Annotated in this window: 13 protein-coding genes and 2 pseudogenes; 5 read left to right on the top strand and 10 right to left on the bottom strand. The window is 63.2% G+C overall.

All coding sequences use genetic code 11. The features are described 5' to 3' along the window. Positions 1-76 precede the first annotated feature (76 nt). A complete protein-coding gene (locus BN1079_RS01450) occupies positions 77-1,117 on the top strand; it encodes a metal-dependent hydrolase (RefSeq protein WP_037021783.1) in 1,041 nt (346 codons plus the stop codon). On the opposite strand, the gene BN1079_RS01445 is transcribed toward BN1079_RS01450, so the two are convergent. The 8 genes and pseudogenes from BN1079_RS01445 to BN1079_RS01415 form a co-directional block, all read right to left on the bottom strand. Continuing rightward, positions 1,104-2,444 (bottom strand): APC family permease, encoded by a 1,341-nt coding sequence (locus BN1079_RS01445; RefSeq protein ID WP_037021782.1) that lies wholly within the window; start codon positions 2,442-2,444, stop codon positions 1,104-1,106. The two genes, BN1079_RS01450 and BN1079_RS01445, sit on opposite strands and share 14 nt — an antisense overlap. 154 nt (positions 2,445-2,598) lie before the next feature. Beyond that, positions 2,599-3,195 (bottom strand): annotated as a pseudogene (locus BN1079_RS17925) (methyl-accepting chemotaxis protein); the annotation flags it as partial. Positions 3,196-3,456: 261 nt separating this feature from the next. Further along, positions 3,457-4,407 (bottom strand): annotated as a pseudogene (locus BN1079_RS17920) (HAMP domain-containing protein); the annotation flags it as partial. A gap of 293 nt (positions 4,408-4,700) precedes the next feature. Continuing rightward, positions 4,701-6,482, bottom strand: coding sequence for an ABC transporter ATP-binding protein (locus BN1079_RS01435; RefSeq protein ID WP_037021778.1), 1,782 nt, complete (start codon positions 6,480-6,482; stop codon positions 4,701-4,703). Then, positions 6,475-7,107, bottom strand: a complete 633-nt coding sequence (locus tag BN1079_RS01430) for a DsbA family protein (RefSeq protein ID WP_037021776.1) — start codon at positions 7,105-7,107, stop codon at positions 6,475-6,477. Before BN1079_RS01430 ends, BN1079_RS01435 begins: the two co-directional genes overlap by 8 nt. A 22-nt stretch (positions 7,108-7,129) precedes the next feature. Then, on the bottom strand, positions 7,130-8,065 hold the full coding sequence (gene trhO / locus BN1079_RS01425; protein WP_037021775.1) for an oxygen-dependent tRNA uridine(34) hydroxylase TrhO: 936 nt from the start codon (positions 8,063-8,065) through the stop codon (positions 7,130-7,132). A gap of 134 nt (positions 8,066-8,199) precedes the next feature. Next, on the bottom strand, positions 8,200-8,496 hold the full coding sequence (locus tag BN1079_RS01420; protein WP_037021774.1) for a BolA family protein: 297 nt from the start codon (positions 8,494-8,496) through the stop codon (positions 8,200-8,202). Between the two features lie 15 nt (positions 8,497-8,511). Continuing rightward, on the bottom strand, positions 8,512-9,021 hold the full coding sequence (locus tag BN1079_RS01415; protein WP_037021773.1) for a DUF2059 domain-containing protein: 510 nt from the start codon (positions 9,019-9,021) through the stop codon (positions 8,512-8,514). A 155-nt stretch (positions 9,022-9,176) separates the two neighbouring features. Here BN1079_RS01415 and BN1079_RS01410 point away from each other — a divergent pair, with 155 nt between their 5' ends. Continuing rightward, on the top strand, positions 9,177-10,562 hold the full coding sequence (locus BN1079_RS01410; protein WP_037021772.1) for a class II fumarate hydratase: 1,386 nt from the start codon (positions 9,177-9,179) through the stop codon (positions 10,560-10,562). Between the two features lie 102 nt (positions 10,563-10,664). Here BN1079_RS01410 and pap read toward each other — a convergent pair whose 3' ends face one another. Next, complete coding sequence (pap, locus tag BN1079_RS01405) at positions 10,665-12,158, bottom strand: polyphosphate:AMP phosphotransferase (RefSeq protein ID WP_037021771.1); 1,494 nt, start codon at positions 12,156-12,158, stop codon at positions 10,665-10,667. Between the two features lie 186 nt (positions 12,159-12,344). On the opposite strand from pap, the gene mnmC reads away from it, so the two are divergent. Next, positions 12,345-14,318 (top strand): bifunctional tRNA (5-methylaminomethyl-2-thiouridine)(34)-methyltransferase MnmC2/FAD-dependent 5-carboxymethylaminomethyl-2-thiouridine(34) oxidoreductase MnmC1, encoded by a 1,974-nt coding sequence (mnmC, locus tag BN1079_RS01400; protein ID WP_037021770.1) that lies wholly within the window; start codon positions 12,345-12,347, stop codon positions 14,316-14,318. 8 nt (positions 14,319-14,326) lie between these two features. Here the strand turns inward: mnmC and BN1079_RS01395 are convergent, their stop codons facing one another. Then, a complete protein-coding gene (locus BN1079_RS01395; protein WP_037021769.1) occupies positions 14,327-14,566 on the bottom strand; it encodes a DUF1127 domain-containing protein in 240 nt (79 codons plus the stop codon). An 84-nt stretch (positions 14,567-14,650) separates the two neighbouring features. On the opposite strand from BN1079_RS01395, the gene BN1079_RS01390 reads away from it, so the two are divergent. Then, positions 14,651-15,505, top strand: coding sequence for a LysR substrate-binding domain-containing protein (locus tag BN1079_RS01390; protein WP_037021768.1), 855 nt, complete (start codon positions 14,651-14,653; stop codon positions 15,503-15,505). Between the two features lie 173 nt (positions 15,506-15,678). After that, positions 15,679-17,451 (top strand): N-acetylglutaminylglutamine amidotransferase, encoded by a 1,773-nt coding sequence (locus tag BN1079_RS01385; protein ID WP_037021767.1) that lies wholly within the window; start codon positions 15,679-15,681, stop codon positions 17,449-17,451. The last annotated feature ends 13 nt before the right edge of the window (positions 17,452-17,464 follow it).

Here is a 17,464-nt window from a genome sequence, read left to right as displayed (position 1 = left end):
TGCTTTTACATGATTTACCGGTAGATCGTGCGAATGCTTCGGCTAATGTAATGCCCCCGCCGCAATAGGACACTTCATGGATTCGATCACCCAGGCCCTTCTCGGCGCCAGCGTGCAGGCCTCCCTGCTAGGCCGCTGGCAGGGCCGAAAAGCGCTGCTTTACGGCGCCATGCTCGGCACCCTGCCTGACCTCGACGTGCTTATCGATTACGGCGACGCGGTTGCCAACACCACCTATCACCGGGGTTTTAGCCACTCGCTGTTCGTGCTCAGCATGGTGGCGGTGTTGCTGGCCTGGCTGGTCCGACGAGTACGTCCGCACCCCGACTACTCGGCGATGCGGCTGTTCTTTACCGTCTGGCTGGTGCTAGCCACCCACGTGACGCTGGATGCCTTCACCACTTACGGCACGCAGCTGTTCTGGCCACTCACCACGGCGCCGGTGGCCTGGTCCAGCGTGTTCATCATCGATCCGCTCTACAGCGTGCCGTTGCTGCTGGCCGTGCTCGCTGGTGCGATAGCCGGCTTTAGGGGGCGGGCAACCCGCTGGGTAAATGCCGCACTGCTGCTGTCGACCCTCTACCTGGGCTTCACCCTGGCCGGCAAGCAGATGGCCGAGCAACGGGTCGAAGCCCTGCTGGCACAGGAGAACCTGCAGGTCGAAAAGTTGTTCAGCGCACCGACACCCTTCAACAGCCTGCTATGGCGAGTAGTCCTGGTGGACGGCGACCACTATTACGAAACCCTGGTGAGTTGGTTCGATTCCGAGCCGCCGCGACTGGTACGGTTGCCCCGGGGCGAACCGCTGTCGGCCCTACTGGCCGACTCGCCGCAACATGCGCGGCTGCAGTGGTTCACTGGCGGGGTGATGCGCTATGACGTCATTGGCGAGCAACTGCTGGTCACCGACCTGCGGCTCGGCATGACCGGCTTCCATCCATTCCGCTTCGCCCTGGCAGAACAGCAGGACGGCGACTGGCAGCTGATCCAGCACGTGGAGCGAGTGCCGACCGAACGCGGCGATATGAGCCAGCTGAAAGCGCTGTGGCAACGGATCTGGCAGCAGCACCCTGAAATCCCTCTGGACGAATGGGCAGCGGATCTCAGCCGACGCTAAGTCGTCGCGCCTGCCAGCGGCCGATGCCGTAAAGCAGCACGCCCAGGCCCAGCAGCAAGCCGGCACGCAACCAGGTGCCGGCACCCTGCTGGGCGAGCAGCATCAGGCAGGAAAGGATCGCCAGCACCGGCATGATGGTCGGCGTGCGGAAGTGAGGTTCGGCAATGCGCTCCTTGCGCAGCACCAGCACGGCGACGTTGGTTGCGATAAACACGTACAGCAGCAGCAACACCACCGTCTCCGCCAGCACCGCCAGGCTGCCGGTCACGGTCAGCACCATCGCCACCAGAGTCGTCAGGACGATGGCCAGCCAAGGCGTGCGCCGCCCTGGCAGCACCCGGGTCAACGCCGCGGGAAGCAAACCGCGATCGGCCATGCCATAGGCCAGCCGACTGGCCATGATCATGGTCAGCAGCGCGCCATTGGCTACCGCCACCAAAGCAATCAGTGCGAACAGATTGTCCGGCACGGCGTTACCGGTAGCCCGCACCACCTCCAGCAAGGGCGCCGAGGACTCGCCCAGAGCCTCGGGTGGCAACACCACTGCCGCCGCCAGCCCGACGCCCAGATAGATAAGCCCGGCCACCAGCAGCGCGCCGAACAGCGCACGCGGATATACGCGGCGCACATCGCGAACCTCCTCGGCCACATTGGCCGATACCTCGAACCCTACATAGGAATAAAACGCCAGCAGCGCCGCACCCAGCACCGCCACCGCCGGGGAAATGCCCGGTGTGAATTCCAGCACGCGCTCCGGCTCGCCGGCGCCGCCAAGAACGAAGCGCGCGGCCAGCACTATCACCAGCACCAGGCCGGAGACTTCGATTATCGTCATCACGATATTGGCGCCCATGGACTCGCGGATGCCGCGGGCGTTGAGCAGTGCGATCAACAACAGGAACGCCAGTGCCGCTGGTACCGCCGGAACATCCAGAAAGGCGCCGAGATAATCCCCAGCGAAGGCCAGCGACAACCCCGCAGCGCTGGTCACCGCGGCGGCGAGCATGGCGAAGCCGACCAGAAATGACAGCAAGGGACTGCCGAAGGCACGTTCGGCAAATACCGCCGAGCCGCCCGCCTTGGGGTATTTGGTCACCAGCTCCGCATAGGACCCTGCGGTGAGCAGCGCGAAGCCCAGCGCCACCAGCAGCGGCACCCAGACCGCGCCGCCTACCTGCACGGCAATCTTGCCCACCAGCGCATAAACCCCGGCGCCCAGCACGTCGCCAAGAATGAACAGAAACAACGCCGGCCCGGTGATGGCGCGACGCAAGCGGGTCTGGTCGTCACCGACCGGCGCTGAGGCCGTGGTAGGGGCAGTACGCATGAACAGGCTTCCTCGCTAGGTGGCTTCGGCCACAGGCATCACTGCTGCCGCGACCTTTAACTAGATCGACGCACCTACGCGGAGTTCAGAACCACCAAAACCAAAGACCCCGGCGCAGGGCCGGGGTCCGGAACATCGATGAAGCGTTACCGCATCAGGTTCGGAACTGCTTTACCAGCGCCTGCAGTTCGACACCCAGACGCGCCAGCTCGGCACTGGCGCCCGCAGTCTGCTCGCTGGCGGCCGCACTCTGCTCGCCGATATCGTGAACGCGGGTCACGCTCTGGGAGATGTTCTCCGCCACGGCGCTCTGCTCCTCAGCGGCGGCGGCAATCTGCTGGTTCATCTGCTCGATGGTGGACACCGACTCGGTGATCCGCCCCAGCGCCGCGCCTGCCTCATTGGCCAGCTCAACGGTGCGCTGCGTGAGATCACGGCTGCTTTGCATCTGCTCTACAGCCCGCTCGGCGACACGTTGCAGGTTGCCGATCAGACCCTCGATTTCCTCGGTGGAGTCGTGGGTACGTCGCGCCAGCGCTCGCACTTCGTCGGCGACCACGGCAAAGCCGCGGCCCTGTTCACCGGCACGTGCCGCTTCAATGGCGGCGTTAAGTGCCAGCAGGTTGGTCTGCTCGGCGACCGCACGAATCACTTCAAGAACGCTGCCGATGCGCCCACTTTCAGCATGCAGCGCCTCGATGGCGTGGGCGGACTGTTCGACCTCGCCAGCCAGGCTGCCCACCTGCACAACGGCGTCCTGCACCACCAGGTCGCCCTGGCGTGCCTGGCGGTCGGCTTCGTTTGCCGCTTGCGAAGCCTGCTCGGCGTTCTGTGCCACTTCCTGGACAGTGGCCGACATTTGGTGAATGGCAGTCACCACCTGCTCGGTTTCAACACGCTGCCTTTGCACGCCGGCGCTGGTCTGCGCGGTCACTGCGGAAAGCTGCTCAGCGGCAGTGGCGATTTGCCCGACACCACCGCCAATGCGCCCGATCAGGCCGCGCAGACTTTGCGTCATGTCAGCCATCGCCTGCTGCAGCTGGCCCAGCTCGTCGCCACGGGTAACTCGCTGCGTCTGGGTGAGATCACCACCAGCCACCTGTTGCGCCAGCTCAACGGTGTAGCGCAGCGGCACCACGATCATGCGCGAGATCAGTGTGGCGGAGACCATGCCGATAAGCGCTGCCAGAGCGGTAATGACTGTCAGTAGCAGGAAGGCATTGCTGCGCTGCGCCTGCATGGCCGCCGTCGACTGGGCCAGCGCCTGGTCGGCTGTATCAAGGATGCGCCGGGCCTGTGCCTCCATGGCCTGCTCCAGGGCAACCCGCGTACCGCGGTTACCACGAAACTCGGTGAATGCCTTCTCGTAGTTGCCGATGGCCGCCAGGGCGCCGTCCATATTGGTCTGCTGGTCCTCATCGAGCCAGCGCTTGAGGCCCTCGCCAACGCTCTTTACTTCGGCGTAAGCCTCGTTCCAACGGTCCACTGCTTCCTGAGAGCTGCTGCCGATATAGAGACTTTCGTAGGTACGCAAGTCGAGAATTCGCTTGGTCAGACCCGAGGTCGCCTCGGCAACAGTCAACGGGTCACTACCTGGCATCCGGTTGCCTTCGATTCGCAGCAAGCGCACGGCGTCGTACATGCTCAGTTCGACGAACTCGAACTCCTCGCGACTCAGCTGTGCTGCCTCGTCCATGTGTTCACGCAACTGCGCGCCACGGTCGATAAGAAAGCCGTACTCGTTGAACTGTTTGGCATAGACCTCGGCATCGCTGCGAATCTGCCGCAAGCGCGCCCGCTCGTCTCCTGCGGACTGCGCCTCCAGCCTGATCAACTCCTGGTCGAGACGCTTCAGCGTTTCGCGCAAGGCTTCGGCGGATGCCGGCCGGCGCGTCAGAGCGTAATCGCGCTCCTGGCCGCGGGCATCGAGAATCGCCGCGTTGACACGCGAGAGCTGGTTCATCTGTGCGGAGCGGGTCAGGATCGAATCCACTGCATAGAAACCGGTGCCGGCGACACCCAGGGTCAAGACGATGACCATGGCGAAGCCAAACAGCAGCTTTTTGCCGACAGAAAGATTGGCGAAGAAATCGAACTGCATCAGGGCACCTGCAAATGGCGGAATACGGACTCGCCGAAAGTGCGACGAAACGGACGTGAATAATAGCCTTTTGCCAAACAGATCGCAGTAGAGCGTCAGCAATCTACCGCCATAAATCGGACGAAATGCGTATCAGCTGTTGCGATGCAGGCCGCTCAATGTTGCTGCAGATGCCCATACAGCCGTGCGTACAGCCCGCCTTCCGCAATCAGCTGACCGTGCTCGCCCTGCTCGGCGATCCGCCCGCCATCGAATACCAGCACCCGGTCGGCCTGTTTCACCGCTGAGAGTCGATGGGCGATGATCAGCGTGGTGCGCCCCTTGAGAAAGCGGCTCAGCGCCTGGTGCAGTGCAAATTCGGTAGCGCTGTCCAGAGCCGACGTGGCTTCGTCGAGAATCACCACGCTGGGGTCGGCGAGAATCATCCGCGCCACCGCCAGTCGCTGACGCTGACCGCCCGAAAGACGCACCCCGGAGCGCCCGACGATGCTGTCCAGACCTTGCGGCAACTGGCGGATGGTGTCCGCCAACTGAGCGATTTCCAGCGCCTGCCAGCACGCCTCGTCATCACGTTCGCGGCCCATCAGCAAGTTGGCACGCACCGTATCGTTGAACAGTGCCGGGTGCTGCATCACCACGGCGACATGCTCGCGCACGCAGTCCAGGCCGATCTGCTCCAGTGTCGCACCGCCATAGCGAATTTCTCCCGCCTGAGCGCGGTATAGGCCCAGCAGCAACTGCACCAGAGTGCTCTTGCCGCCGCCACTGGCGCCAACGATGGCAACCTTCTCGCCAGGCGCGATGCTGAGGTCCATCCCTTCCAACACCGGTTCGTCCTGATAAGAGAAATGCAGCCCACGCACCTCGATGCCCACCGTGCGACTTACCGCAAAGGGATTGCTTCCCCCTTCGTACTGCGGTTCGTCAGCCCGCGCCAGCAGCTGGTTGATCCGCGTCAGCGCGCCGCCGGCGGCGTAGAAGGCGTATTGCAGGGAGAGCAGCTGCTCCACCGGTCCGATCATGAACCAGAGGTAGCTGAACACCGCCAGCATCTGCCCGATGGAGAGGTCCGAGAGCAGCACGGTAAGCATCGCCGCGGCACGAAAGACATCGATACCGAACTGGAACAGCAAGCCGCTGGCACGGTTGGAGGCATCGGTCTTCCACTGCGAAGCCACCGCATGGTCGCGCACTTCCCGGGCCTTGAAGCCCAGCCGGCCAAGGAAGAAGCCCTGGCGGTTGCCGGCGCGCACTTCCTGAATGGCATCCAGGGTTTCGGTGAGCGCCTGAGTGAAGCGTGCAGTGCTATCGTTTTCCAGCTTCTTCAGATGTTTGACGCGCTTGCCCAGCTGCACCGTGGCGTAGATCACCAGCGGGTTGAACAGCAGGATCAGCAGCGCCAACTGCCAGTGCATCCACAGCAGGATTGCCGCCGTGCCGGCAATCGACAGCAGCGCCACCAACAGACGGCTCAGGGTCTCACCGATGAATTTGTCGATGGTCTCCAGGTCGGTGACCAGATGCGCCGCCACCGTTCCGCCGCCAAGGCTTTCGTATTCGGCCAGCGCAATGCGCTTGAGGCGTTCGATCAGGCGGATGCGGATACGGTAGACGATGTCCTTCGATAAACCCGCGAACAGACGCGCCTGCAATACGTTGAACACCAGCGCGGTGCCACGCAGCAGCAAGGTCAGGCCGAGCATCAGGCCGATGTAACCCGCCGCGGTCTGCCAACCCTGGGGAAGAAAGTGATCCATGATCTGCAGCGCGGTGTTGCCGTCGCCAAGCAGCACCTCATCGACCAGCAGCGGCAGCAACAGGGGGATCGGTACGCTGCTCAGGGTCGCCAGCACGGCGATCAGGTTGGCCAGGATCAGCGCCTTGCGATGATGCAACGCAAGACGGCGGATCTCTGCCCAGCTGAGCCGGTCAGCCACGGACGTTGCGCTCCAGCCAGCGAGTCAGCAGCGGCTGCAACGCGGCCAGCGGCTGATAACCGTTGGTCAGCAGCGCCAGCTGGCCATCCTGCTCGGCCAGCAGGGTCGGAAAACCGGCGATGCCAAGATTGCGTGCCCAGGCAAAGTCGGCGACGGTAGCGTCGCGAATGGCCTGGGAATCGAAATGCTCGGCAAACCTGCCACGCGCAAACCCGACTTCTGCAGCCAGTTCCACCAGCCGTTGCGCCTGGGTGACATCCCAGCGCTCCACGTAAAACGCCTGCTGGATACGCTGTGCCAACGGCCAGACACGCTGTTCGTCGAGATCACGCGCCGCCACCAGCGCCCGGCACGCCGGCTCGGTGTCGTAGATCAGACCGTCTGGCAGGCCGCCTTCCAGGTCGAACGGCTGACCGCTGGCCTCATGCACGGCCTGCCAGTAGGACAGCGTGCGCTCGCGACCGGCACGGTCCATCACCATGCGCTCGCGGCGCAGGCCGCCCACCACCAGGCGCATCCCGACGCCGGAATCAGCCGCCTGCTCTGTCAGAGCCCGGGCTACCGGCGCAAAGCCCCAGCACCAGGAGCACATGGGGTCCATTACGTAGATCAGTCCGGTGCTCATCCGTGCTCCTCAAGAGGTGTTTTCACGCGCCCTGCTTGCGGTAGTTATGACCGATAGGATGTGGCTGGTTGCGTTGGAGCGCCAACTCGATCTGCTTCTGCCGCTCACGGGCGCTGGTGCGGGTTTTCTCGCTCAGCGTATCCCAGCAATGCGGGCAGCTGATACCGGGTGCGTAATGTTCCGACTGGCGATCCTCAACGGAAACCGGAGTACGGCACGCGTGGCACTGCTCGAAATCGCCCTCGCTCAGATCGTGGCGCACGGTCACACGGTTGTCGAACACATAGCAGTCGCCGCGCCAGCGAGTTTCCTCCTGGGGCACCTCCTCTAGATATTTGAGGATGCCGCCCTTGAGGTGATAAACCTCCTCGAAGCCCTCGCCCAACATGTAGCTGGAGGCTTTCTCACAGCGGATGCCGCCGGTGCAGAACATGGCCACCTTCTTGTGCTTCGCCGGGTCGTAATGCGCCTTGATGTACTCGGGAAACTCGCGGAAGGACTTGGTCTGCGGATCGATCGCGCCTTCGAAGGTGCCGATGGCCACTTCGTAGTCGTTACGGGTATCGATCAGCAGCACCTCGGGGTCGTCGATCAGCGCGTTCCAGTCCTTCGGCTCCACATAGGTGCCGACACGCTGGTTGGGATCGACGCCCGGCACGCCGAGGGTGACGATCTCCTTCTTCAGCTTGACCTTGGTGCGGTAAAACGGCGGCTCGGCGCAGCGGGATTCCTTGTGGTCGATATCGGCCAGACGTGGATCGGTACCGAACCAGGCGAGCAGCGCATCGATTCCTTCGCGACTGCCGGCAACGGTGCCATTGATGCCTTCCTCGGCAAGCAGCAGCGTGCCCTTGATGCCATTGGCTTCGAGGACATTGAGCAGGGGCTCGCGTAACGCGACGTAGTCCGGCAGGGAGACGAACTTGTACAGCGCCGCAACGACGACTTTCTGAGTCATACGGAATATTCCTCCAGTGGTCATCCTCGTAAAGGACGGACCGGGGATGCAAAAAAGACAACGCCGGCATAAGCCGGCGCGGTGCGCAATTCTATCAACAAATGCGCAGCTGTCTTCTCAATGACGATCAAACGCTACTTGTGCCCACCCGCGCAAACCGGAGAGGCCGGCGCAACGCCCTGCTCCTTCCATTCTTCAGGGGTATAGGTGTGCAGTGCCAGTGCATGGATCTGCTGCATCAGCTCGCCCATGGCGGCATAGGCCTTCTGGTGGCGTTTGACGGCGCTGAGGCCGGCGAACTGCTCACTGACGATCACCGCCTTGTAATGAGTCTCCTGCCCGCGACTGTGCATATGGCTTTCATCGAGCACCTGCAGATGCTCGGGCTGCAGCGCCTGCAGGGCGCCTTCGATCGTGTTCAGTTTGCTCATGCCTAACCAACTCCATCAGGGCTTTTTCTGGGTATCGAGTTCGGCGGTCATGTCCGCCAGCAGCTTGTTCACTTCGGGTACGGCGCCTTCAAGCCGGGCCTGAGTCAGCTGCGCCGAGCGGGCGTTGAGTTGCGGCAATCTTGCCAGCACCTTCTTGCCCAACTCGGATGCATAGAATTCATTCAGTTCGGCCAGCTCCTTCTCGCTGAACGCTTCGCTGTAGAGCGCAACCAGGTCGGGCTTGAGCTTGTGCCAGCCGATCTCCCGATCAAGCACTGCATCAGCCTTGGACTGGTAGCTTTCCAGCAGGGCGCGCTTGCTTTCCGGCGCCTGGGTCTGGGCAAAGCGCTCGGCGAACATCTGCTGGACCTGGGCATATACCGGCACGGTCAGGCGGTTGGCTCCGACCAGCTCGAGGAAGCGCTCGGCCTTGGCAGCATGGCTGGCCTCGTCGGCACTGACCTGAACGCTCAGCAACGCAAGTGAAAAGGCGCTGCAGAGCGCGGCGATACGAAACATGTCCATTGAATGATCCTTGGGAGGCGATAGATGTGCCTCAGTGGACACATTCTGCGCGGGGAGTTCCAATCTCTCAAGGAACGAAAAACCGGCCGATTGAACCTGGGCCGGCTCCGGGCGACCTAACTAGCCTAGCCCTAACATTTCCAATGGAGTACGGCATGACCCGCACCGAAACCGACAGCCTCGGCCCTGTGGAAGTACCGGAGCAGGCCTATTGGGGCGCTCAAACCCAGCGCTCGCTGAGCAATTTTGCCATCGGCGATCAGCGCATGCCGCTGGCCGTCTGCCACGCTCTGGCGCTGATCAAGAAAGCCGCGGCACGGGTGAATGACCGCATTGGTGATCTGCCGCCGGATGTGGCCCGCCTGATCGAGCAGGCTGCCGACGAGATCCTCCACGGTCAGCACGATGAACAATTCCCGCTGGTGGTCTGGCAGACCGGCAGCGGCACCCAGAGCAACATGAACGTCAACGAGGTGATTGCCGGTCGTGCCAACGAACTGGCCGGCGGCACGCGCGGCGGGAAAAGTCCGGTGCACCCGAACGATCACGTCAACCGCGCGCAAAGCTCCAACGACTGCTTCCCCACCGCCATGCACATCGCGGCGGCCAGGGCGGTACACGATCAATTGCTGCCGGCCATCGCCGAGCTGTCCGGAGGCCTCGCCGAACAGGCGGCTCGACACGGCAAGCTGGTAAAAACCGGGCGCACCCACATGATGGACGCCACGCCGGTCACCTTCGGTCAGGAGCTATCGGCGTTTGTCGCACAGCTGGATATCGCCGAGCGCGCCATTCGCCAGGCCATGCCGGCAGTTCTCGAACTGGCCCAGGGTGGCACCGCCGTGGGCACCGGGCTTAACGCACCACACGGCTTTGCCGATGCCATCGCGGCGGAGCTTGCCGCGCTCTCGGGGTTGCCCTTCGTCTCGGCACCGAACAAGTTTGCCGCACTCTCCGGTCATGAGCCGCTGGTGGCGCTGTCCGGCGCGCTGAAAACCCTCGCCGTGGCATTGATGAAGATCGCCAACGACCTGCGCCTGCTGGGTTCCGGCCCGCGTGGGGGATTTGCCGAAGTGCGCCTGCCGGCCAACGAGCCCGGCAGTTCGATCATGCCCGGCAAGGTCAACCCGACCCAGTGCGAGGCACTGTCGATGATCGCCTGCCAGGTCATGGGCAACGACACCACCATTGGCTTCGCCGCCAGCCAGGGCCACTTGCAGCTGAACGTCTTCAAACCGGTGATCATCCACAACCTGCTGGAATCGATCCGTCTGCTGGCCGATGGCTGCCGCAATTTCAACAGCCACTGCATCACCGGCATGGAGCCGGATGCCGAGCGCATGGCCGAGCACCTGGAGCGCGGCCTGATGTTGGTTACGGCACTGAACCCGCATATCGGCTACGACAAGGCCGCGGAAATCGCCAAGAAGGCCTATGCCGAAGGCAGCACACTTCGTGAGGCGGCACTGGAGCTCGGCTACCTCAGCGATGAGGAGTTCGACCGGTGGGTGCGCCCGGAAACCATGCTGGAGCCGGGATAAAAGAAGGCTTCGTAACTGAAGCCACTTCCACGGGCTCGGTACAGCTGAGAACCTATGGGAGCAGCTTCAACCGCGAAGGGCGCGCCGGGCTTGGCCACCGCTCTAATCCTTGGCGACGGCGGCCTCTAACGCATCGTTGAGCGTGCGCAGCACCTTAATCCTGGCGAAGCGCTTGTCGTTGGCCTCCACCAGGGTCCAGGGCGCGATCTCGGTGCTGGTGCGATCCACCATGTCTGTGACCGCATTGCTGTAGTCGTCCCACTTCTCGCGGTTGCGCCAGTCTTCCTCGGTAATCTTGAAGCGCTTGTGTGGGGTGTTCTCTCGTTCCCGGAAGCGCTCCAGCTGGGTTTCCTTGTCGATGGATAGCCAGAACTTGACCACCACTACGCCCGCATCCACCAGCTGCTCCTCGAAGTCGTTGATTTCATTGTAAGCCCGCAGCCACTCGTCCGGTGTGCAGAACCCCTCGACCCGCTCCACCAATACCCGCCCGTACCAGGATCGATCGAAGATGGTGAACTGCCCGCGGGCCGGCACGTCACGCCAGAAGCGCCACAGCCACGGCTTGGCGCGCTCGTCCTCGCTGGGCGCCGCTACCTGCACGGTGCGATATAAGCGCGGGTCCAGCGCGCCGGTGATGCGGCGGATGGCGCTGCCCTTCCCGGCCGCATCATGCCCCTCGAACAGCGCCAGCACGCCACGCTTGCGCAGGCGACGATCACGCAGCAGCTGGGAAAGCCGTGCCTGCTCGTCGGCCAGTTGCTGCTTGTAGGCTTCCTTGTCCAGCTTCTGCGAAAGATCCAGGCTACCGAGCAGGCTGATCCGGTTCAGGCTCATGTCCGCTTCCACCGGGGCCGTATGGGGCGCTACCGTTGGACCGCTTTGCGCAGCGAGCGCCGCATTCAGTCCGTCGAGCAACAGCCGCCCGGCGATCAGGCTGCGATAACGCTCGTCGGCACCTTCGATTACATACCAGGGCGCGAAATTGCGGCTGCTGCGCCGCAGGATCAGTTCGCCGTAGCGCACGAACCGGTCATAGGTTTTGGACTGCTGCCAATCCAGCGGGCTGATACGCCAACTGTGCAGCGGATCGTCCTTGAGCGAAGCCAGACGCTGAAGCATGCGCTCCTTGGACAGGTGGAACCAGAACTTGAAGATCAGCACGCCTTCATCGCAGAGCATGCGCTCCAGACGCTGCGCACGGCTGATGGCCAACTCCAGATCGACCTTGCGGATGCGGCCGTGAACACGGTCTTCCAGCATCTTGCTGTACCAGTTGCCGAAGAAGATGCCGGTCTGCCCCTTGGCCGGCATCCGTCGCCAGTAACGCCATGCAGGCGGATGCGAAAGCTCCTCGTCGCTGGGTACATCGAAGCTGTCGACGCGAATCAGGCGCGGATCCATCCATTCGTTGAGCAGCTTGATCGTCTCGCCCTTGCCCGCCCCTTCGATCCCGTTGATCAGGATCAGCACCGGAAAACGCGCCTGCTCACGGAGCCGGTTCTGCGCGTCCAGCAAGGCCTCGCGCAGGAACGGCACTTCGGCGTCGTAGGTGGCCTTGTCGATGCTGTGGCCGATTTCCGCAGACTCGAACATCGTTTTCTCCAAGTATTCATCGCCGGGCGCTTCCCGAGAGGGGCGCCAGTGTCGCAAAAACGGGCCGTCAAAAATTGACAGATGGCAGTGGTCAGCCACTTATGCCCTTGGACATGCGACAACGCATGCCGCATCGGTTTTTCACCGGCTGCTAGAATCGCGCACCCAGTTTTTCAGGACACATCCATGCCCGCCGACACCCCGACGCCTCTACAGCACGCCGAACTCGACTGGGACGAAAACGGCCAGCCGCAATCGCGCCGCTACGGTGATGTGTACTTTTCGCGCGCATCGGGGCTGGCCGAAACGGCACATGTATTTCTGCAGCCGAATCGGCTGGCCGAGCGTTTCGCTGCGCTGCACAGCGGCCAGCGACTGGTGATCGGCGAAACGGGCTTCGGCACGGGGCTGAACTTTCTCTGTGCCTGGCGGCTGTTCGAGCAGCAGGCACCAGCTGGCAGCTTCCTGCATTTCATCAGTGTGGAAAAGCACCCGCTGACCCCCGAGGATCTGCAACGGGCGCTGGCCTTGTGGCCCGAGCTCCATGACCTGACGCTGCAACTGCTGGAGCAGTATGTGGCGGTGAATCCGGGCTTCCAGCAATTTCGCTTCGGGCGCATCACCCTGACGCTGATGGTGGGCGAAGCGCTGGAGAGCCTGAGCCACCTCGACGCACGGATCGATGCCTGGTTCCTCGACGGTTTCGCCCCGTCAAAGAACCCGGACATGTGGCAGCCGGAACTCTTCGCACAACTGGCACGCCTGTCCGCTACGGGTGCGACTCTGGCGACTTTTACCAGCGCTGGGGTCGTTCGCCGCGGCTTGCTGGCGGCAGGGTTCGAGGTCGAACGCATCCAGGGTTTCGGACATAAACGTGAAAGCCTCAAGGGACACTTCAACAGCCCCGCTTCACAGCCGGAAAAACCCTGGTTTGCCCGCCCAGCTTTCAATCCGACGCAGCGCAAGGCACTGGTGATCGGTGCAGGATTGGCCGGTTGCGCCAGCGCCGCCAGCCTGGCCGCACGCGGTTGGCAAGTGACGCTGCTGGAGCGCCACGCCGAGATCGCTGCAGAAGGCTCGGGCAATCCGCAGGGCGTGCTTTACCTGAAGTTATCCGCCCACGGCACAGCGCTTTCTCAGCTGGTCATAAGCGGTTTCGGCTACACCCGCCGCCTGCTACGCAATCTGCAGCAGGGCCGGGACTGGGATGCCTGCGGCGTGCTGCAGATTGCCTTTGATAACAAGGAAGCCGCACGCCAGGCTGAACTGGCTAGCGTTTTTCCACATACCCTGCTGCATGAACTGAACCGCAGCCAGGCCGAGCTGCTGGCCGGCGTAGAGTTGCGCGACGGTGGGCTGTTCTACCCCGACGCAGGCTGGGTACACCCACCCGCACTGTGCCGCTGGCTAAGCCAAGACCCGGCCATCGAACTGCGCACCCACAGCCACCCTGTCAAATTGCGGCGTAATGGCGAGCTGTGGCAAGCCGTTGAGAACGGCGTGGTGTTGGCAGAGGCGCCTGTGGCGATTCTCGCCGGCGCTGCCGATGTGGCGCGTTTCGAGCAAAGCGCCTGGCTGCCGCTCAAGCGTATTCGTGGACAAATCACCGAGCTGCCGCTGACCGGTCAGAGCGAGGCCTTGAAAACCGTGCTCTGCGCCAAGGGCTATGTGGCGCCCGCACGGGATGGCCAGCACACCCTGGGCGCGAGCTTCAATTTTGCTGACACCGACCCGGCGCCCAGCGAAGCCGAACACCGCGCCAATCTGGAAATGCTTGAAGAAATCTCCGGCGATCTGCATCAGAGACTCCAAGCCGACAGCCTCCCCGTCGAACAGCTGCAGGGGCGCGCCGCCATGCGCTGCACCAGCCCTGACTACCTGCCGATCATCGGCCCCTTGGCCGATACCGCCGCCTTTGCCGACGCCTATGCAGTGCTCGGCCGCGATGCCCGACAGGTCCCGAATACGCCCTGCCCCTGGCTGGACGGACTTTTCGTCAATACCGCCCACGGCTCGCGCGGCATGATCACGGCGCCTTTGTCGGGCGAACTGCTGGCTGCCTGGATCGACGGCGATCCGCTGCCACTGCCACGCGCCATCGCCGAGGCCTGCCATCCCAACCGCTTCCTGCTGCGCAAGCTGATTCGCGGTACTGCTTGAGCTTCTGATCAGCGACGGCTCAGCGGATCGTCCCAGAACGGCTTGCTGACCTCTGCCTCGACATCAGCGCGGCTGCGTCCGATGTCCTTGAGCATCTCGTCGCTCAGTGCAGCAAGCTGCTGACGCTGGCGATAAAGCGTCTGCCAGCGGACCAGCTGAGCCCAGGCGCGGCGGGCAACATTCGCATGCGATTGCAGGGTGAATGATGGCGAATGAGCCCGGTGCACAAATGCGTTTTGGCCTTTCATCTGTGTGCCCTCCAAGTGGGATGGCGCCAGTTTCTCGCCCGACCAACGAATGTTTCTGATGGCGTGCATCTCGGAGATTGATGAATGGCCAGCTATCCCAGCATTGACGCCGAGCTGCTGCGCAGCTTCGTTGCGATTGCCGATCACGGTGGGTTTACCCGCGCAGCTGAGGCGGTGAACCGCACGCAGTCGGCAGTCAGCATGCAGATGAAACGCCTTGAAGAGGACGTGCTGCAGCGCTCGCTGTTCGAGCGTGACGGCCGCCAGGTCAAGCTCACGCCTGAGGGCCAGGTGCTGCTTGGCTATGCGCGACGGATTCTCAAATTGCATGGCGAGGTACTGACGACCCTGCGCGAGCCACATATGGTCGGTTCGGTGCGCATCGGCACCCCGGACGACTATGTGATGCGCTTTCTACCGGGGATTCTCTCCCGCTTCGCCCAGAGCTACCCACTGGTGCAGGTCGAGGTTCACTGCGAGCCTTCCTACCTGTTGTTGCAACGGCGGGACCTGGACCTTTCCATCGTGACTCGCGAGCCCGGCACGGAGATCGGCCAGCTGTTGCGGCGGGAACGTTTCGTCTGGGCCGAAGCGCCCGGTTTCTATACCCATGAGCAGCGACCGATCCCACTGGCGATGTTCAATACCGACTGTTTCTGCCGGGCCTGGGCGTGCAATGCACTGGACGGTCTGGATATCGCCTACCGAGTGGCCTACACCAGCCCCAGCCTCTCTGCGCTACTAGCGGTCGTGGGTGCAGGCCTGGCGGTTTCCGCGCAGTTGCAGAGCATCGTCCCCCCCGAACTACGGCTGCTTGGCCAGGCCGAAGGCATGCCGGAACTGCCACTAGCCAGCATCATGTTGCTGCGCAGCGAGCGCAATCGCTCACAAGCCAGCGAGACATTGGCCGAGCACATCATTGAAGGCTTTCGACTGTAGCGAACGCAGCATGGCCCGCTGCTCGAAATTTGACCGGCAGGCCAGGCTTTGTTTCCCTGTAAAGGTTGACGGGCCATGGAAACGAGCCCTCGGCAACACACCGTCTGGAAACCTGAACTTCGCGCTCAGGCTGCCAGTCACACTCCCGAACGGCAAAACCGGTAAGGAATTCCATGTGTGGCATAGCTGGAGAACTTCGTTTCGATAACCGACCCGCCGATCTGGCGGCTATCGAACGCATCACTCAACACCTCACCGCTCGCGGCCCGGACGCCAGCGGCTTTCACAGTGCCGGCCCGATGGCCATGGGGCACCGTCGGCTAAAGATCATGGATCTGTGCGAGGCCTCTGGCCAGCCGATGATCGACTCGGCGCTGGGCCTGTCCATGGTCTTCAACGGCGCCATCTACAACTACCCCGAGCTGCGCGCCGAACTCGAAGGCCTGGGCTACCGCTTTTTTTCCGAAGGCGACACCGAGGTGCTGCTCAAGGGCTTCCATGCCTGGGGCGAGGCCCTGCTGCCGCGTCTGAACGGCATGTTCGCCTTCGCCATCTGGCAGCGCGATGTGCAGGAACTGTTCATCGCCCGCGACCGGCTCGGCATCAAGCCGCTGTACCTATCGCGCACTGGCGAGCGGCTGCGCTTCGCCTCCAGCCTGCCGGCGCTGCTCAAGGGCGGCGACATTGCCGGGGTGCTGAACCCGGTCGCGCTCAATCACTACATGAGCTTTCACGCCGTGGTACCGGCGCCGGACACGCTGATCGCCGGGATCGAGAAACTGCCTCCGGGCACCTTCATGCGGGTCGACGCCAGCGGCAAGGCTCACCAGCAACGTTGGTGGCAGCTGTCGTTCGGTGCCCATGAGGAAGAGCGCGACTACACCTTCGAGGATTGGCAGGAACGCACTCTGGACGCGCTACGCGCCTCCGTCGCGTTGCGTCAGCGGGCGGCGGTGGATGTCGGCGTGCTGCTCTCCGGCGGCGTCGATTCCAGCCTGCTGGTCGGATTGCTGCGCGAAGCTGGCGCGGCGGACAACCTGCTGACCTTCTCCATCGGTTTCGAGGACGCCGGTGGCGAGCGCGGCGACGAATTCAAGTATTCCGACCTGATCGCCAATCACTACCAGACGCGCCACCACCAGTTGCGCATTCAGGAAAAGGAGATCCTCGAACAGCTGCCGGCCGCATTCCAGGCCATGAGCGAGCCGATGGTCAGCCATGACTGCATCGCCTTCTACCTGCTTTCACGCGAAGTATCGAAGCATTGCAAGGTGGTGCAGAGCGGCCAGGGCGCTGACGAGTTGTTCGCCGGTTATCACTGGTATCCGCAGGTGGATGGCGCCGCGGACCCGGCAGCGGCCTATCTCGCCGCGTTCCGCGACCGCAGCTACGAGGAATACGCCGAAACCGTGCAGGCGCAGTGGGCCAAGGGCGATTTCTCCGGTGACTTCGTGCGCCAGCACTTTGCCCAACCCGGAGCCGAGGCGGCGGTGGACAAGGCGCTACGCATCGACAGCACGGTGATGCTGGTAGAGGACCCGGTAAAGCGCGTGGATAACATGACCATGGCCTGGGGCCTGGAAGCCCGGGTGCCCTTTCTCGACCACAACGTCGCCGAGCTTTCGGCGCGCATTCCGGCGCAATACAAGCTACCCGGCGGCGGCAAGTACGTGCTCAAGGAAGCCTCGCGCAAGGTTATTCCGGCGGAGGTCATCGACCGACCCAAGGGCTACTTCCCGGTGCCCGGCCTCAAGCACCTGCAGGGCGTCACCCTGGAGTGGGTGCGCGAGCTGCTTACCGACCCCAGCCAGGATCGCGGCCTCTACCAGCCGGCGACGCTAGACCGGCTGTTCAGTGACCCGGACGGCCAGCTGACGCCCTTGCGCGGTTCCAAACTGTGGCAACTGGCAGCACTCAATCTATGGCTGAGCGAACAGGGACTTTGACCCGCCTCGCTCG

The organism is Pseudomonas saudiphocaensis (assembly GCF_000756775.1).
Classification (GTDB): domain Bacteria; phylum Pseudomonadota; class Gammaproteobacteria; order Pseudomonadales; family Pseudomonadaceae; genus Stutzerimonas; species Stutzerimonas saudiphocaensis.
Note: the sequence above shows the minus strand (reverse complement) of the source record. Positions and strands in the feature narration are given on the sequence as shown.

What these genes read in the sequence shown, in the direction of transcription:
- BN1079_RS01450 (WP_037021783.1), top strand. Translation starts at nt 77, where the DNA reads ATGGATTCGATCACCCAGGCCCTTCTCGGCGCCAGCGTGCAGGCCTCC.
- BN1079_RS01445 (WP_037021782.1), bottom strand. Translation starts at nt 2,444, where the DNA reads ATGCGTACTGCCCCTACCACGGCCTCAGCGCCGGTCGGTGACGACCAG.
- BN1079_RS01430 (WP_037021776.1), bottom strand. Translation starts at nt 7,107, where the DNA reads ATGAGCACCGGACTGATCTACGTAATGGACCCCATGTGCTCCTGGTGC.
- trhO (WP_037021775.1), bottom strand. Translation starts at nt 8,065, where the DNA reads ATGACTCAGAAAGTCGTCGTTGCGGCGCTGTACAAGTTCGTCTCCCTG.
- BN1079_RS01420 (WP_037021774.1), bottom strand. Translation starts at nt 8,496, where the DNA reads ATGAGCAAACTGAACACGATCGAAGGCGCCCTGCAGGCGCTGCAGCCC.
- BN1079_RS01415 (WP_037021773.1), bottom strand. Translation starts at nt 9,021, where the DNA reads ATGGACATGTTTCGTATCGCCGCGCTCTGCAGCGCCTTTTCACTTGCG.
- BN1079_RS01410 (WP_037021772.1), top strand. Translation starts at nt 9,177, where the DNA reads ATGACCCGCACCGAAACCGACAGCCTCGGCCCTGTGGAAGTACCGGAG.
- pap (WP_037021771.1), bottom strand. Translation starts at nt 12,158, where the DNA reads ATGTTCGAGTCTGCGGAAATCGGCCACAGCATCGACAAGGCCACCTAC.
- mnmC (WP_037021770.1), top strand. Translation starts at nt 12,345, where the DNA reads ATGCCCGCCGACACCCCGACGCCTCTACAGCACGCCGAACTCGACTGG.
- BN1079_RS01395 (WP_037021769.1), bottom strand. Translation starts at nt 14,566, where the DNA reads ATGAAAGGCCAAAACGCATTTGTGCACCGGGCTCATTCGCCATCATTC.
- BN1079_RS01390 (WP_037021768.1), top strand. Translation starts at nt 14,651, where the DNA reads ATGGCCAGCTATCCCAGCATTGACGCCGAGCTGCTGCGCAGCTTCGTT.
- BN1079_RS01385 (WP_037021767.1), top strand. Translation starts at nt 15,679, where the DNA reads ATGTGTGGCATAGCTGGAGAACTTCGTTTCGATAACCGACCCGCCGAT.